We start from the raw sequence: 15,409 nt of genomic DNA on the forward strand, positions 1-15,409 counted from the left end.
ACCGCGCAGCGGGCAGCGCTCAGAGGAAGAAGCTGACCAGCAGCAAGAGGACGGAGCCGACGACCAGCACGATCGGCACCATCGCGGGCTCGCGTCGCACCGCGTCGGGCAGGGCCAGATGCTCGCGCGAGCCGGGTCGTACGCCCTCGCGGGAGCGGGCCTTGTCGACCAGGTCGTGGAGGCGGTCCTCCACGAAGTCGGCGTAGTGCATGCCCTCGGTGGGCGCGAGCGCGGCGTCGGTGGCCAGGCCGCCCGGGCGGTGGCGCGAGGTGAGGGCCTTGCGCCACGTCCGCCCCACCACCGTGGACACCCAGCGCCGGTCGGCGGCGCGCACGACCAGCACCTGGCGCACGGCCATCTCCTCGACGGCCGCCAGCCGGACGTGGACGGTCTCGGCGAGGTTGCGCATGACGAGGTGCTCGGTGGTCACCCACAGCGCCGGGCGCAGCATCGCGGCCCACGCCAGGACCCCGACGAGCAGCGCCGCGGCCGCCACCCACAGGGGGAAGCCGTCGTCGGCGTAGGCCACCCCGGCGACGACCACGACCGCGGCGAGGACCATTGCCATCCAGCCGGTCACACGACCGCTGGTGGCGTGGAACCGCTCCACGACCGTGCCGTCGTCGTGCTGCACGCGTGCCATGGGAGGGCCTCCGATTTGGGCAGGAGTTGGCCCTCCTCGGATTGTCGGGCCGTCGGCGGCCAACTCTATGCTGGGTCGGTGACACCCACTCCCAGCTCGACGGCGAGCGCCCCCTCGACCCACGGTGCCTTCGACGACATCGTGCGCTCCGACTCCTCGCTCCGCCGCTTCCTCCACGGCCTCCCGGGGGTCGACCAGGTCGGGTGCGAGGCCCGCGCCGCCGGTCTGGCCACCCGGTCCATCAAGACCACGGCGAAGGCCTTCGCCATCGACCTGGCCATCCGCATGGTCGACCTGACCACCCTCGAGGGCCAGGACACCCACGGCAAGGTCCGCGCGCTCGCCTCCAAGGCGATGCGCCCCGACCCCGCCGACCCGACCTGCCCGGCCACCGCGGCGGTCTGCGTCTACCCCGACATGGTCGGCACCGCGCGGCAGACCCTGGGCGACAGCGGCGTGCACGTCGCGGCCGTGGCCACCGCCTTCCCCAGCGGTCGCGCGGCGATGGACATCAAGCTGGCCGACACCCGCGACGCCGTCGAGGCCGGGGCCGACGAGATCGACATGGTCATCGACCGCGGTGCGTTCCTCTCGGGTCGGTACCTCGACGTCTACGAGGAGATCGCCCAGGTCAAGGAGGCCTGCGGCGACGCCCACCTCAAGGTCATCTTCGAGACCGGGGAGCTCCAGACCTACGACAACGTCCGCCGGGCCAGCTGGCTGGCGATGATGGCCGGCGGCCACTTCATCAAGACCTCCACCGGCAAGGTGCAGCCGGCCGCGACCCTGCCGGTCACGCTGATCATGCTCGAGGCGGTCCGCGACTTCCGCGAGCAGACCGGCCAGATGGTCGGCGTGAAGCCGGCCGGTGGCATCAAGACCACCAAGGACGCCATCAAGTACCTCGTGATGGTCAACGAGGTCGCCGGTCCCGACTGGCTCGACCCCGACTGGTTCCGCTTCGGCGCCTCCACGCTGCTCAACGACCTGCTGATGCAGCGCACCAAGATGACGACCGGTCGCTACTCCGGTCCCGACTACTTCACGCTGGACTGAGGCAGATGAGCAACGTCTTCGAGTACGCCCCCGCACCCGAGTCGCGCGCCGTCGTCGACATCAAGCCGTCCTACGGCCTGTTCGTCAACGGCGAGTTCGTCGACGGCAGCGGCACGTCGTTCAAGACCGTCAACCCCGCCACCGAGGAGGTGCTGGCCGAGGTCGCCGAGGCCAGCGACGCCGACGTCGACGAGGCCGTGAGGGCCGCCCGCCGCGCCTACACCCGCGTGTGGTCGCGGATGTCGGGCGCCGAGCGCGCCAAGTACCTCTACCGCATCGCCCGGATCATCCAGGAGCGCGGGCGCGAGCTCGCCGTGCTGGAGTCGATCGACAACGGCAAGCCGATCAAGGAGTCGCGCGACGTCGACGTCCCGATCGTCGCGGCGCACTTCTTCTACTACGCCGGCTGGGCCGACAAGCTGGAGTACTCCGGCTACGGCACGACCCCGCTCGGCGTCGCCGGCCAGGTCATCCCCTGGAACTTCCCGCTGCTGATGCTGGCGTGGAAGATCGCCCCGGCGCTGGCCTGCGGCAACACCGTCGTCCTCAAGCCGGCCGAGACCACCCCGCTGACCGCGCTGCTGTTCGCCGAGATCTGCCAGCAGGCCGACCTCCCGCCGGGCGTGGTCAACATCGTCACCGGCGCCGGCGCCACGGGCCGCGCGATCGTCGCGCACCCCGACGTCGACAAGGTCGCCTTCACCGGCTCCACCGAGGTCGGCAAGGCCATCGCCCGCGCCGTGGCCGGGACCGACAAGAAGGTCACCCTCGAGCTCGGGGGCAAGGCCGCGAACATCGTCTTCGACGACGCGCCGCTCGACCAGGCCGTCGAGGGCATCGTCAACGGCATCTTCTTCAACCAGGGCCACGTCTGCTGCGCAGGCTCGCGCCTGCTGGTGCAGGAGTCGGTGGCCGACGAGGTGATGGCGCGACTCAAGCGCCGGATGGCCACGCTGCGCGTGGGCGACCCGCTCGACAAGAACACCGACGTCGGCGCGATCAACTCCGCGGAGCAGCTCGCCAAGATCCGCGAGCTCTCCGACATCGGCGAGGCCGAGGGCGCCGAGCGCTGGTCGGCCCCCTGCGACCTGCCGTCGAACGGCTACTGGTTCGCCCCGACCGTCTTCACCGGCGTCTCCCAGGCCCACCGCATCGCCCGCGAGGAGATCTTCGGCCCCGTCCTGTCGGTGCTGACCTTCCGCACGCCCTCCGAGGCCGTCGAGAAGGCCAACAACACCCCGTTCGGCCTCTCGGCCGGCGTGTGGACCGACAAGGGCTCGCGGATCCTGTCCGTGGCCAACCGGCTGCGCGCCGGGGTGGTGTGGGCCAACACGTTCAACAAGTTCGACCCCACCTCGCCGTTCGGCGGCTACAAGGAGTCCGGCTACGGCCGCGAGGGCGGTCGCCACGGCCTCGAGGCCTACCTGAAGGGAGCGGACGCGTGAGCCGCATCGACGTGCGCAAGACCTACAAGCTCTACATCGGGGGCCAGTTCCCCCGCTCCGAGTCCGGACGGTCCTACATCGTGAACGACGCCAAGGGCCGCCTCCTGGCCAACGCCGCCCAGGCCTCCCGCAAGGACGCCCGCGACGCCGTCGTCGCCGCCCGCGCCGCGTTCGGTGGCTGGTCCGGCCGCACCGCCTACAACCGGGCGCAGGTCGTCTACCGCGTCGCCGAGGTGATGGAGGGCCGCCGCGAGCAGTTCGAGGCCGAGCTGCGCGCCGCCGAGGGCCTCTCCCCCGCCCGCTCCCGCACCTACGTCGACGCCGCGATCGACCGGCTCGTCTGGTACGCCGGCTGGGCCGACAAGCTCACCCAGGTCGTCGGCAACGCCAACCCGGTCGCCGGCCCCTACTTCAACCTCTCCACCCCCGAGCCGACCGGCGTCGTCGCCGTCGTCGCCCCGCGGGGCCCCCTGCTGGGCCTCGTCAGCGTCGTCGCGCCGCTGATCATCACCGGCAACACGGTCGTGGTGATCGCCAGCGAGCCGCACCCGCTCACCGCGATCACGCTCGGCGAGGTCATGGCCACCAGCGACCTGCCCGGCGGCGTGGTCAACGTGCTCACCGGCGCGCAGGCCGAGATCGCCCCGTGGCTGGCCTCCCACATGGACGTCAACGGCCTCGACCTCACCGGCGTCGAGGACGTCGCGCTGGCCACCGAGCTCGAGGCAGCCGCGGCCGACAACCTCAAGCGCGTGCGCCGACCGGCCCCCGACACCGACTGGCTGGCCGAGCCGGGCCTGGACCGGATGACCCGCTTCGTCGAGGTCAAGACCGTCTGGCACCCGATCGGCGTCTGAGCCGCCCCCGCGCACGACGAAGGCCCCGGGAGATCCTCTGCGGATCTCCCGGGGCCTCTCGTCGTGCGTGCGGGTCAGCGGTTGAGCAGCGCCTGGGCGAGCACCCCGAGGATCTCGTTGGGGTTGTTCACCAGGTAGTTCTGGCCGCCGGTCGCCGCTGCGATCTGCTCGAGCTCACCGGTGTCGGAGTCCTGCGAGATGCCGATGATGATCACCTTGACCGGCTTGGCCGGGTCGCGGACCGACTTGAGCTGGTTGACCAGCGACTCCAGCGACAGCGAGCTGGAGTCGTCGCTGGCGCCGTCGGTGAAGATCACCACGGAGTTGAACCACGCCGGGTCCCACTTCTCCTGGGCGTACTTGTACGCCGCCAGCGTGGTGTCCATCAGGCCCGTCGCGCCGCGCACGCGGCCCACCAGGGCGTCGGCCTCCTTGCGCACCACGTCGCCGTGGGTGCCCGCGTCGCCGGCGTCGGCGTCGAGCCGGTCGAGGCCGGCGTACTCCTGGTAGGAGACCCCACCCTCGCCGCGGTTCTTGGAGAAGCCCCAGATGCCGATGCGGGCGGTCTCGGGGAAGGCGTCCAGCGCGACCTGCGAGGCGTTGACGGCCAGCTGGATGCGGGTGGTGTCACCGATGGCGGTCTTCATCGAGCCGGAGAGGTCGACGACCGCGAGGATGCTTGAGGGCACCGACAGCACGCGCCACTGGCGCAGGGTGTCGTCGGTGGTCTTCTGCGCGACCTTCGGCAGCACCTTGGCCGCGCCCAGGCCTATGCCGTTGGGCAGTGCCGCACCGTCAGGACCGCGGAGCTCCGCGGCGGCGACGGCGTCCACACCGGCGCTCGAGCTGAACCAGCGGCCGATCGCACGGGCCACGCGGGCGGACAGGTCGCCGCCGGAGGCCATCACGTCCAGGCTGCCGCGGTTCACGTCGACGAGCGGGTACTGCAGCATCGGCGCGCCGGTCTGCGGCGCGACGAGGGTGAGCTGGTCGTTGCTGCGACGGGCGGCGAGGTAGGCCTGCTCCGTGGCCGGCACGAGCTGCGTGCTGGACGCGGTGATGTCGGCCAGGTCGCTCTCGGTGGAGCCGCCGTCGACGGCGCGCTCGCCGAAGGTCTGCGCGACCGGGACGGTCTTCTCCTCGATCGTCTGGGCGGTCTCGCCGGTGGCCTTCATCTCGGCGTACGGAGCCAGCAGCGCGAGCGCCGAGGCACCCTGCGCGCTCGGGTCGGACATGGCCAGCGCGCCGCTGTCGAGGGCAGCCGCCCACGAGGCGGGCGCCTTCGCGGCGGGGCCGCCGACGAGGCCGACCGGCGTCTGGGCGAGGACCTCGGAGACCGGCGTGCCGGTCCAGCCGGCCCCGGTGAGCTGGCCCTTCCAGGTCGGGCTGTCCGGGATCCAGATCTCGGGGAGCTCGGCGTTGGGGTCGGCCAGCAGCGCGACGACGTCCTTCACCGTGCCCGACGTGACCTTGACGTCGATGCAGGGCTCGTCCTCGTTGACGCTCTTGACGGCCTGCTCGACCAGGTCCTCCATCACGGGGGCCGTGGTCAGGCGCACCTGCTCCGAGACGCAGTCGGCGGCCTCGGAGTCACTGGCGCCGCCCTTGACCATGAAGAAGACCAGGGCGCCGACGAGCAGCAGCAGGGCCACACCGCCGACGAGCAGCTTGTTGCCACCCAGGGCGGTCGGCCGGTGCCGCCCTCCCGAGGTGTCGGCGCCGTCGGGCGCAGGTGTCGAGTCGTCGAGACTCATGGGTCCTCCCACAGGAACATCGATCTGAAGTCTGGGCGAGACTAGTCCTCGGCCCACCCCTCCGAGGGCCGAACGAGGAAAAGAGTTCGTGAGCATGAGCACAGCCCAGGTGGTCGTCCTGGCCGGTCCCAGCGGCGCCGGGAAGTCGCGTCTGGCCGAGCGGCTCGGCCTGCCGGTCCTCCGGCTCGACGACTTCTACAAGGACGGCGACGACCCGTCGCTCCCCCGCATCACCCACGGCGCCAACGCCGGGCTGGTGGACTGGGACGACCCGGCCTCGTGGCACCGGGAGGACGCCCTGGCCGCGCTCCGCGAGCTGTGCGCGACCGGCCGCAGCGAGGTCCCGGTCTACGAGATCGCGCAGAACGGCCGGTGCGGCTCGCGCACCGTCGACCTCGGCGACAGCCGCCTGTTCGTCGCCGAGGGCATCTTCGCCCCCGACGTCGTGGCCGCCTGCCGCGAGGAGGGGATGCTCGCGGCGGCGTACTGCATCACCCAGCACCCGCTCGTCACCTTCTGGCGGCGGCTGACCCGCGACCTGCGCGAGCACCGCAAGCCCCCGCTGGTGCTGGTGCGCCGCGGGCTGGCGCTGATGCGCGACCAGCAGCGCGTGGTCGCCCACGCGCTGCGGTCGGGCTGTCGCCGGGCGACCGGCGACCGGGCCTACGCCGAGCTGACCGCCGCCTCGAGGGCGGCGTAGCCGGGCTTGATGACGTCGTCGATGAGCGTGAGGCGCTCGTCGAAGGGCAGGAACGCCGACTTCATCGCGTTGATGGTGAACCAGCGCAGGTCGCCCAGCGAGTAGCCGAACGCCTCCACCAGTCCGTGCATCTCCTGCGTCATCGACGTGCCGCTCATCAGGCGGTTGTCGGTGTTGACGGTGACCCGGAACCGCAGGTCGGTGAGCAGCCCGATCGGGTGCGCGGCGAACGACTCGGCGGCGCCGGTCTGGATGTTGGAGCTCGGGCACATCTCCAGCGGGATGCGCTGGTCGCGGACGTAGGCCGCGAGCCGGCCCAGCTCGACCGAGCCGTCGTCGTGGACGGTGATGTCGTCGATGATCCGCACCCCGTGGCCGAGCCGGTCGGCGCCGCACCACTGGATCGCCTCCCAGATCGACGGCAGGCCGAACGCCTCGCCGGCGTGGATGGTGAAGTGGGCGTTCTCGCGCTGGAGGTACTCGAAGGCGTCGAGGTGGCGGGTGGGCGGGAAGCCGGCCTCGGCGCCGGCGATGTCGAAGCCGGCGACACCGCGGTCGCGCCACGCGATGGCGAGCTCGGCGATCTCCATCGAGCGGGCCTGGTGGCGCATCGCGGTCAGCAGCTGGCGTACGACGATCCTGCCGCCCGAGGCGGCCATGCCCGCGTCGAAGCCCTCCTGGACCGCGGCCACGACCTCGTCGAGGGTCATCCCGCCGCCGACGTGCTGCTCGGGGGCGTAGCGCACCTCGGCGTAGACCACGCCGTCGGCGGCCAGGTCCTCGACGCACTCACGGGCGACCCGCGCGATCGCGGGGCCGTTCTGCATGACCGCGACGGTGTGGTCGAAGGTCTCGAGGTAGCGCACCAGCGAGCCCGAGTCGGCCGACTCGGTGAACCAGCGCCCCAGCGACTCCGGGTCGGCCGCCGGGAGCTCGTGGCCGATCTCGGCGGCGAGCTCGACGATGGTCTGCGGGCGCAGCCCGCCGTCGAGGTGGTCGTGGAGGAGGACCTTGGGTGCGGCCTGCACCTGGTCGCGCGTGGGAGTGCTCATCCGCCCATCCAACCAGTGCCCGCTCGCGGGCGAGCACTATGTTCGACCCCATGCGCACCTTCACCTCGCTCGACGACGTCGCCGCCGCCTCCGGTTCCGAGATCGGCACCAGCGAGTGGCTCGTGGTCGACCAGGCCCGCATCGACGCCTTCGCCGACGCCACCCTCGACCACCAGTGGATCCACGTGGACGCCGAGGCCGCGGCCGCCGGGCCCTTCGGGACGACGATCGCGCACGGCTTCCTGACCCTGAGCCTGCTGCCCCACTTCGCCTCGCAGGTGTTCCGCCTCGAGACCCCCGGGGCCCGGCTCAACTACGGCCTGGAGAAGGTGCGCTTCCCCTCCCCCGTCCCCGTCGACGCCCGGCTGCGCTCGCACGTGCGGTTCGGCGAGGTCCGCGACCTGCCCGCGGGCAAGCAGCTCATCGTCGAGCACACCGTCGAGATCGAGGGCGCACCCAAGCCCGCGTGCGTCGCCCAGCACGTGGTCCTGCTGCTGGCCTGAGGCGGCTCAGCCGATCCGGTCGAGCACGATCGGGCCCGGCGTGAGGTCCGCGCCGTCCTCGATGTCGTAGCCGCCCTCCAGGGACGCCAGCGCCCGCCCGAAGCGGTCCGGCTCGTCGGTGTGCAGCGTGAACAGCGCGTCGCCCTGGGTGACCCGGTCGCCCGGACGCGCGTGCCACACCACGCCGGCACCGGCCTGCACCGGGTCCTCCTTGCGGGCACGGCCCGCGCCGAGGCGCCACGCGGCCAGGCCGACGGCCATCGCGTCGAGGCGGGTGAGCGTGCCGGAGGCCGGGGCGTGGACGACGTGCGTCTCGCGGGCCTGCGGGAGCGGGGCGTCGGGGTCGCCGCCCTGGGCGCGGATCATCTTCTTCCACGCGTCCATCGCCGAGCCGTCGGCGAGCCTGTCCGCGGGGTCGACGTCGCTGCGCCCGGCGCCGGCGAGCATCTCGCGGGCCAGGGCCAGGGTCAGCTCGACCACGTCCGCGGGGCCACCACCGGCGAGCACCTCGACCGACTCGGCGACCTCCACCGCGTTGCCGGCGGTGTTGCCGAGCGGGGTGGCCATGTCGGTGAGCAGCGCGACCGTGTGCACGCCGGCGTCCGTGCCGAGGGCCACCATGGTCTCGGCGAGCTCGCGCGCAGAGCCGAGCTCCTTCATGAAGGCGCCGCTGCCGACCTTGACGTCGAGGACGAGCGCGCCGGTGCCCTCGGCGATCTTCTTGCTCATGATCGAGCTCGCGATCAGCGGGATCGCCTCCACGGTGCCGGTGACGTCTCGCAGCGCGTAGAGCTTCTTGTCGGCCGGGGCGAGCCCGTCACCGGCGGCGCAGATGACCGCGCCCACGTCCTCGAGGATCGCGAACATCTCCTGGTTGCTCAGCGCCGCGCGCCACCCGGGGATCGACTCGAGCTTGTCGAGCGTGCCCCCGGTGTGGCCCAGGCCGCGGCCAGAGAGCTGCGGGACCGCGACGCCGCAGGCGGCGACGAGGGGCGCGAGCGGCAGGGTGATCTTGTCGCCCACGCCGCCGGTGGAGTGCTTGTCGGCGGTCGGGCGGGAGAGGGAGGAGAAGTCCATCCGCTCGCCGGAGGCGATCATCGCCGCGGTCCAGCGGGCGATCTCGGTGCGGTTCATGCCGTTGAGCAGGATCGCCATCGCGAGCGACGACATCTGCTCGTCGGCGACCTCGCCGCGGGTGTAGGCGTCGATCACCCAGTCGATCTGGCTGTCGGTGAGCTCCTGCTTGTCGCGCTTGGCGAGGATGACCTCGACGGCGTCGTGTGCGGCCACTTACTTGCTCTCTTCCGTCGTCGTCGCTGTCGTCGCTGCTGTCGTCGCTGCCGTCTTCGCCAGGTCGTCGGGACCGAAGGCGTCGGGCAGCACCTCCGCCATGGGCCGGATGCCCGAGACGGTCCACAGCAGCAGGTCACGGCCGCCGTGCTCGAACAGCAGCTGGCGGCACCGGCCGCACGGCATGATCACCTCGCCGTCGCCGTTGACGCACACGAAGTGCGTCAGCCGGCCGCCGCCCGTGGCGTGCAGCTGGGAGACCAGCCCGCACTCCGCGCAGAGCACCACGCCGTAGGCCGCGTTCTCCACGTTGCAGCCGACGACGGTGCGGCCGTCGTCCACCCGCGCGGCGGCGCCGACGGCGTACCGGGAGTACGGGGCGTAGGCGTGCCCCATCACCTCGACCGCCGCTGCCTTGAGCTCGTCCCACTCGTCCTGTTCCACGCGCACAGTGTGTCGCATGTGCGAGACCCACGGTCACTGGCAGGTTCCGCCGAAAGATCTCCGGCGGCTTCTATGTCTCAAACCGATCTCGAACGGCGCCAACCTCGTGACGCGTGACTCATCCGCGGGCATCATGACGCCCGAACACTGACCCCATCCCGGGGTTCATCAATCTGGAGGCATTGTGACCAAGACGAGGAAGGTCGTCGCGAACGGCCTCGTGGCGCTGCTGGCCGGCGCCAGCCTGGCTGCGTGCGGCGACGCCCCTGCCGAGGACAACGGAAGCGGCAGCGGGAGCGACGCCAAGGCGAGCGACTTCCAGCCCTGCATCGTGTCCGACGCGGGCGGCTTCGACGACAAGTCGTTCAACCAGCTCAGCTTCGAGGGCGCCACCCAGGCCGCCGACGAGCTGGGCGTCAAGCTCATCTCCGTCGAGTCCAACAGCGAGAACGACTTCGCGCCCAACCTCGAGAGCCTCGTGGGCCAGGGCTGCGACGCCATCGTCACGGTCGGCTTCGCGCTCGCCGCGGCGACCAAGGAGTCCGCCAAGGCCAACCCCGACATCGAGTACGTCCTCATCGACGACTCGGCCGACGGCGGCGACGACGGCCAGACCTTCGACGGCAAGGCCGACGTCGACAACATCAAGCCGCTGCTCTACAACACCGCGCAGGCGGCCTTCCTGGCCGGCTACGCCGCTGCGGACTACACCAAGACCGGCAAGATCGGCACCTACGGCGGCATGCCGTTCCCGACCGTCACCATCTTCATGGACGGCTTCCGCCAGGGCGCGGAGTACTACGCCAAGGAGAACAAGAAGGACGTCGAGGTCGTCGGCTGGGACGGCAAGAACGGCTCCTTCACCGGTGGCTTCGAGGCCAACGAGGCCGCGACCTCGACCGCCAAGCAGGTCCTCGACCAGGACGTCGACGTGATCCTCCCCGTCGGTGGCCCGATCTACCAGGGCGCGATCACCGCGATCCAGGACTCGGGCAAGGACGTCGCCATGGTCGGCGTCGACGCCGACCTCTACGAGACCGACCCGTCCACCCAGGACTACGTCATGACCTCGATCCTCAAGGACATGAAGGTCTCGACCTACGAGGCCATCATGGCCGCGGGCGACGACACGTTCGACTTCGAGCCCTACGTCGGCACCCTGGAGAACGACGGCGTCGGCATCGCGCCGTTCCACAACTTCGAGGACAAGGTCAACCCCGACCTGGCCGACAAGCTGGACACCGTCAAGCAGGGCATCATCGACGGCTCGATCAAGGTCGACAGCTACCTCGGCTGACCACCTGCTCCACCAGCTCCACACCTGCTCCACCACGGGGGAGGCCGACGGGATCGTCGGCCTCCCTCGTGCATGTCACCGACCTGCCAGAGATCGCCGCGCGCCTTTGGCACATCTGTGGCACGAGCCGCGGGGCGCGCGGCGGTTACCCTTCCCCGCGCCCTCCCGCGCCCCCCTCCGTACCAGGTCCCGCAGATCACCCGCGAGACGTCCCGACCCCTAGGATGCGATGCCATGAGACTCGTCCTGCGAGGCATCACCAAACGCTTCGGCACCGTGGTGGCCAACGACTCGATCTCCCTCACCGTCGAGCCGGGCGAGATCCACTGCCTGCTCGGCGAGAACGGCGCAGGCAAGTCGACGCTGATGAACGTCCTCTACGGCCTCTACAAGGCCGACGAGGGCGAGATCGAGATCGACGGCGAGGTGCAGCACTTCACCGGTCCCGGTGACGCGATGGCTGCCGGCATCGGCATGGTCCACCAGCACTTCATGCTCATCCCCGTCTTCACGGTCACCGAGAACGTCATGCTCGGCAACGAGTCGACCGGCTTCGCCGGCACCCTCGACAACGACGCCGCCCGTGCCCGCGTCACCGAGATCTCCGAGCGCTTCGGCTTCCACGTCTCCCCCGACGACCTCGTCGAGGACCTCCCCGTGGGCGTCCAGCAGCGGGTCGAGATCATCAAGGCGCTCTCCCGCGACGCCGAGCTCCTCGTCTTCGACGAGCCGACCGCGGTGCTCACGCCCCAGGAGACCGACGAGCTGATGGACATCATGCGCCAGCTCCGCGAGGCCGGGAAGGCCATCGTCTTCATCACCCACAAGCTGCGCGAGGTCCGCGAGGTCGCCGACCGCATCACGGTCATCCGCCACGGCAAGGTCGTGGGCGAGGCCGACCCCAAGGCGAGCAACACCGAGCTGGCCTCGATGATGGTCGGGCGCCCGGTCGAGCTCGTCGTGCACAAGGAGGCGCCGCAGCTGGGCTCCGACGCGCTGGTCGTCGACGACCTCCGCGTCGTCGACGCCGCCGGCCACGTGCAGGTCGACGGCCTCAGCTTCACCATCCGCGGCGGCGAGGTGCTCGCGGTCGCGGGCGTGCAGGGCAACGGCCAGACCGAGCTCACCGAGGCCCTGCTGGGCCTGCAGGACGACGTCACCGGCTCGATCCGCCTCGACGGCCAGGAGCTCGTCGGTCGCTCCACGCGCCGGATCCTCGACGCCGGGGTCGGGTTCATCCCCGAGGACCGCCAGGTCGACGGCCTGGTGCCCAACTTCACCATCGCCGAGAACCTCATGCTCAACCGCAGCTTCAAGTCCCCGTTCGTCCGCAACGGCGCGCTCAAGATCGGTGCGCTGCGGGCGTTCGCGCAGGAGAAGCTCCGCGAGTACGACGTCCGGGCCCGCGACATCGACTCGCTGGCCGGCAACCTCTCCGGCGGCAACCAGCAGAAGGTCGTCGTGGCCCGCGAGCTGTCCCGCGACCTGCGCCTGCTCGTCGCCGCCCAGCCCACCCGCGGCGTCGACGTCGGCTCGATCGAGTTCATCCACAAGCAGATCGTCGCGACCCGCGACAGCGGCATCCCGGTCCTCGTCGTGTCGACCGAGCTCGACGAGGTGGTGGCCCTGGCCGACCGCATCATGGTGCTCTACCGCGGCCGGGTGGTCGGCATCGTGCCGGCCGACACGCCCCGCGAGACCCTCGGCCTGATGATGACCGGCGAACGCCCGAAGGACCTGAAGGACGTGGTCGCGTGACTGGCACGGACAAGCCCCAGCCGGAGCAGGAGACCCCGGTCGAGGCCACGGAGGCCACAGGAGCCACGAGTGCCACGGAGGCCACGGAGGACGCCGGCGCCGCCCGTGCGGACCGCTCGCGCAGCGTGCTGCGCGAGATCGCCTCGGGCAACGCCCTGTCGGGCGTGCTCGCGGTCTTCCTGGCGTTCCTCGTCGGCTCGGTGATGATCGCCGCCACCGACGAGACGGTGCGCGAGACCTTCGGCTACATCGGCGCGCGCCCCAGCGACTTCTTCAGCGCCCTGTGGGAGGCCGTGTCCGGCGCGTACACCGCGATGTTCCGCGGTGCGGTCTTCAACAACCTCGTCGACGACCCGGCCCAGCAGTGGCGCCCGCTGACCGAGACGCTGAAGTTCGCCGGCCCGCTGATCCTCGGCGGCCTCGGTGTCGGCATCGCCTTCCGCGCCGCCCTGTTCAACATCGGTGGCCGCGGCCAGATGCTGCTCGCCGGCGGCGCCGCCGCGTGGATCGGCTTCCGCACCGACCTGCCCACGATCGTGCACCTGCCGCTCGCGATCCTGGTGGGCATGGCCTTCGGCGCCCTGTGGGGCGGCCTGGCCGGTCTGCTCAAGGCCCGCACCGGCGCCCACGAGGTGATCGTGACGATCATGCTCAACTACGTCGGCTACTACCTGCTCTTCTGGGCGCTGACCAAGGACTGGCTGCTCGCCACGCCCGGGTCGGTCAACCCGAAGTCGCCGCCGATGAAGGAGACCGCGATCCTGCCCAGGGTGCTGGGCGACCGGTTCAACCTGCACCTCGGCTTCGTGCTCGCGCTGGTCGCCGTGGCGGCCGTGTGGTGGCTGCTCACGCGCTCGACGCTCGGCTACCGCATCCGTGCCGTCGGCGAGAACCCCAACGCCGCCCGCGCGTCGGGCATCAACGTCGGGCGCACCTACGTCGTGGTCATGATGATCGCCGGCGCCCTCCTCGGCCTGGCCGGCGTCAACCAGGTGCTCGGCACCGTGACCAGCGGCGTCTCCACCGACATCGACGCCGGCATCGGCTTCGACGCCATCACCGTGGCGCTGCTCGGCCGGTCGCGACCGCTCGGCATCCTCGCGGCGGGCATCCTGTTCGGCGCCTTCAAGGCCGGCGGCTTCACCATGCAGGCCTCGCAGAACATCTCGGTCGACCTCGTGCTGGTGATCCAGTCGCTGATCGTCCTCTTCCTCGCCGCACCCGCCCTGGTGCGCGCCATCTTCAGGCTGCCCGCCCAGGAGGCCAAGTGAGCACCGTGACCGAGCAGCCCGCGCCCGAGAGCGGCGGGCTGGCGCCCGACGCCGCCGTCACCCCCACCAGGGGCGCGGGCAAGAAGCTCCCCGTCGCGCTCGGCGTCCTCGCCGTCGCGCTGGCCCTCGTGCTGCTGCGCTCGAGCCACGCCGGTGACACGACCTTCCAGCTGGCCAGCGACACCGACTTCGTGACCCTGCCCGACATCGTGGTGCCGTCGATGGTGACGGCCTGGGTGATGGTCGTGATCTGCCTCGCGCTCACCGCCGAGGCGGTGCGGCGCACGGTCGCGCGCCTGCGCCAGCCGACGTGGGTCCCGATCGTGTTCGCGATCGCGTGGATGGTCGGATTCCTCAGCTGGGCCGCCGCCGACGGCCGGATCCGGGTGGTCAGCCTGCTCGGCGGTGCCGTGGCGCTGGCGATCCCGCTGGTGTTCGGCGGCCTGGGCGGCGTGCTCGGCGAGCGGGCCGGCGTGGTCAACATCGCGATCGAGGGGCAGCTGCTCCTCGGCGCGTTCGCCGCGGCGATCACCGCCTCGCTGACCGGCTCCCCGTGGGCCGGCCTGGTCGCGGCCGCGCTGGCCGGGGCCCTGGTCGCGCTCGTGCTCGGCCTGTTCGCCATCACCTACTTCGTCGACCAGGTCATCGTCGGCGTCGTGCTCAACGTGCTGGTCGTCGGCCTGACGAACTTCCTGTTCCGCCAGGTCCTCACGCCCAACGCCGAGTCGCTCAACTCCCCCGACCGCTTCTCCCGCGTGCCGGTGCCCGTGCTTGGCGACATCCCGCTGGTCGGGCCGATCTTCTTCCGGCAGACCGCGCTCGTCTACGTGCTCTACCTGGTCGTCGTGGTGGTGACGTACGCCCTCTACCGCACCCGCTGGGGCCTGCGCGTGCGCGCCGTCGGCGAGCACCCGAAGGCCGCCGACACCGTGGGCATCAAGGTCAACCGCACCCGCTACCGCACGATCCTGCTCGCCGGCGCCATCGCGGGCATGGGAGGCGCGTACTTCAGCCTGGTCTCCGTGGCCGGCTTCAACCGCGAGATGACCAACGGCGCGGGCTACATCGCGCTCGCGGCCGTCATCTTCGGCAAGTGGGACCCGATCCGCGCCACGCTGGCCGCGCTGCTGTTCGGCTTCGCCTCCAACCTGCAGGGCGTCCTCTCCGCGATCGGCTCCCCCGTGCCGAGCCAGTTCATGCTGATGCTGCCCTACCTCGTCACCATCTTCGCGGTGGCCGGGCTGGTCGGAAGGTCGCGTCCCCCGGCCGCGGACGGCGTTGCCTACAAGTCGCAGTAGCCAGCGTCACTCCGTGATCTACTGTGGCCCGTCGACTCGTC

14 protein-coding genes are annotated in these 15,409 nt (G+C 71.2%); 9 read left to right on the forward strand and 5 right to left on the reverse strand.

Annotation, left to right across the window (positions count from 1 at the left end; all coding sequences use genetic code 11):
• Window positions 1–19: 19 nt before the first annotated feature.
• A complete protein-coding gene (locus tag ACFFJG_RS18205) occupies window positions 20–643 on the reverse strand; it encodes a hypothetical protein (RefSeq protein WP_378520194.1) in 624 nt (207 codons plus the stop codon).
• A 78-nt stretch (window positions 644–721) separates the two neighbouring features.
• On the opposite strand from ACFFJG_RS18205, the gene deoC reads away from it, so the two are divergent.
• The 3 genes from deoC to ACFFJG_RS18220 are packed head-to-tail and all read left to right on the forward strand — an operon-like array spanning window position 722 to window position 4,001.
• Window positions 722–1,699 carry a deoxyribose-phosphate aldolase gene (gene deoC, locus ACFFJG_RS18210; RefSeq protein ID WP_378520195.1) on the forward strand — a complete coding sequence of 326 codons (978 nt, stop codon included), beginning with the start codon at window positions 722–724 and terminating at the stop codon, window positions 1,697–1,699.
• A gap of 5 nt (window positions 1,700–1,704) precedes the next feature.
• Window positions 1,705–3,144 carry an aldehyde dehydrogenase family protein gene (locus ACFFJG_RS18215; RefSeq protein ID WP_378520196.1) on the forward strand — a complete coding sequence of 480 codons (1,440 nt, stop codon included), beginning with the start codon at window positions 1,705–1,707 and terminating at the stop codon, window positions 3,142–3,144.
• On the forward strand, window positions 3,141–4,001 hold the full coding sequence (locus tag ACFFJG_RS18220; protein ID WP_378520197.1) for an aldehyde dehydrogenase family protein: 861 nt from the start codon (window positions 3,141–3,143) through the stop codon (window positions 3,999–4,001). The genes ACFFJG_RS18215 and ACFFJG_RS18220 overlap by 4 nt, the downstream gene beginning before the upstream one ends.
• Before the next feature lie 74 nt (window positions 4,002–4,075).
• Here the strand turns inward: ACFFJG_RS18220 and ACFFJG_RS18225 are convergent, their stop codons facing one another.
• Complete coding sequence (locus ACFFJG_RS18225; protein WP_378520198.1) at window positions 4,076–5,755, reverse strand: substrate-binding domain-containing protein; 1,680 nt, start codon at window positions 5,753–5,755, stop codon at window positions 4,076–4,078.
• Window positions 5,756–5,849: 94 nt separating this feature from the next.
• Between ACFFJG_RS18225 and ACFFJG_RS18230 the strand changes: the two genes are divergently transcribed.
• The gene (locus ACFFJG_RS18230) at window positions 5,850–6,455 is read left to right on the forward strand and encodes a nucleoside/nucleotide kinase family protein (protein ID WP_378520199.1); all 606 of its coding nucleotides are present in this window, start codon (window positions 5,850–5,852) and stop codon (window positions 6,453–6,455) included.
• On the opposite strand, the gene ACFFJG_RS18235 is transcribed toward ACFFJG_RS18230, so the two are convergent.
• Window positions 6,419–7,507, reverse strand: coding sequence for an adenosine deaminase (locus tag ACFFJG_RS18235; protein ID WP_378520200.1), 1,089 nt, complete (start codon window positions 7,505–7,507; stop codon window positions 6,419–6,421). The two genes, ACFFJG_RS18230 and ACFFJG_RS18235, sit on opposite strands and share 37 nt — an antisense overlap.
• Window positions 7,508–7,557: 50 nt before the next feature.
• Here ACFFJG_RS18235 and ACFFJG_RS18240 point away from each other — a divergent pair, with 50 nt between their 5' ends.
• Entirely contained in the window at window positions 7,558–8,010 is a 453-nt protein-coding gene (locus ACFFJG_RS18240; RefSeq protein ID WP_378520201.1) for a MaoC family dehydratase, read from the forward strand.
• 6 nt (window positions 8,011–8,016) lie between these two features.
• Here ACFFJG_RS18240 and ACFFJG_RS18245 read toward each other — a convergent pair whose 3' ends face one another.
• Both ACFFJG_RS18245 and ACFFJG_RS18250 read right to left on the reverse strand, forming a co-directional pair.
• Window positions 8,017–9,300 carry a thymidine phosphorylase gene (locus ACFFJG_RS18245; protein ID WP_378520202.1) on the reverse strand — a complete coding sequence of 428 codons (1,284 nt, stop codon included), beginning with the start codon at window positions 9,298–9,300 and terminating at the stop codon, window positions 8,017–8,019.
• Window positions 9,301–9,744, reverse strand: a complete 444-nt coding sequence (locus ACFFJG_RS18250) for a cytidine deaminase (RefSeq protein WP_378520203.1) — start codon at window positions 9,742–9,744, stop codon at window positions 9,301–9,303. It lies immediately after the preceding gene.
• Between the two features lie 184 nt (window positions 9,745–9,928).
• On the opposite strand from ACFFJG_RS18250, the gene ACFFJG_RS18255 reads away from it, so the two are divergent.
• The 4 genes from ACFFJG_RS18255 to ACFFJG_RS18270 all read left to right on the forward strand — a co-directional run bounded on the left by ACFFJG_RS18255 (window position 9,929) and on the right by ACFFJG_RS18270 (window position 15,368).
• Window positions 9,929–11,041: a BMP family lipoprotein gene (locus ACFFJG_RS18255; RefSeq protein ID WP_378520204.1), complete on the forward strand. Its 1,113-nt coding sequence runs from the start codon at window positions 9,929–9,931 to the stop codon at window positions 11,039–11,041.
• A gap of 234 nt (window positions 11,042–11,275) precedes the next feature.
• Complete coding sequence (locus ACFFJG_RS18260) at window positions 11,276–12,799, forward strand: ABC transporter ATP-binding protein (protein ID WP_378520205.1); 1,524 nt, start codon at window positions 11,276–11,278, stop codon at window positions 12,797–12,799.
• Complete coding sequence (locus tag ACFFJG_RS18265; RefSeq protein WP_378520206.1) at window positions 12,796–14,070, forward strand: ABC transporter permease; 1,275 nt, start codon at window positions 12,796–12,798, stop codon at window positions 14,068–14,070. The genes ACFFJG_RS18260 and ACFFJG_RS18265 overlap by 4 nt, the downstream gene beginning before the upstream one ends.
• Window positions 14,067–15,368: an ABC transporter permease gene (locus tag ACFFJG_RS18270; RefSeq protein WP_378520207.1), complete on the forward strand. Its 1,302-nt coding sequence runs from the start codon at window positions 14,067–14,069 to the stop codon at window positions 15,366–15,368. Before ACFFJG_RS18265 ends, ACFFJG_RS18270 begins: the two co-directional genes overlap by 4 nt.
• Window positions 15,369–15,409 lie beyond the last annotated feature (41 nt).

It is taken from the genome of Nocardioides zeicaulis (assembly GCF_042432345.1).
Classification (GTDB): Bacteria; Actinomycetota; Actinomycetes; order Propionibacteriales; family Nocardioidaceae; genus Nocardioides; species Nocardioides zeicaulis.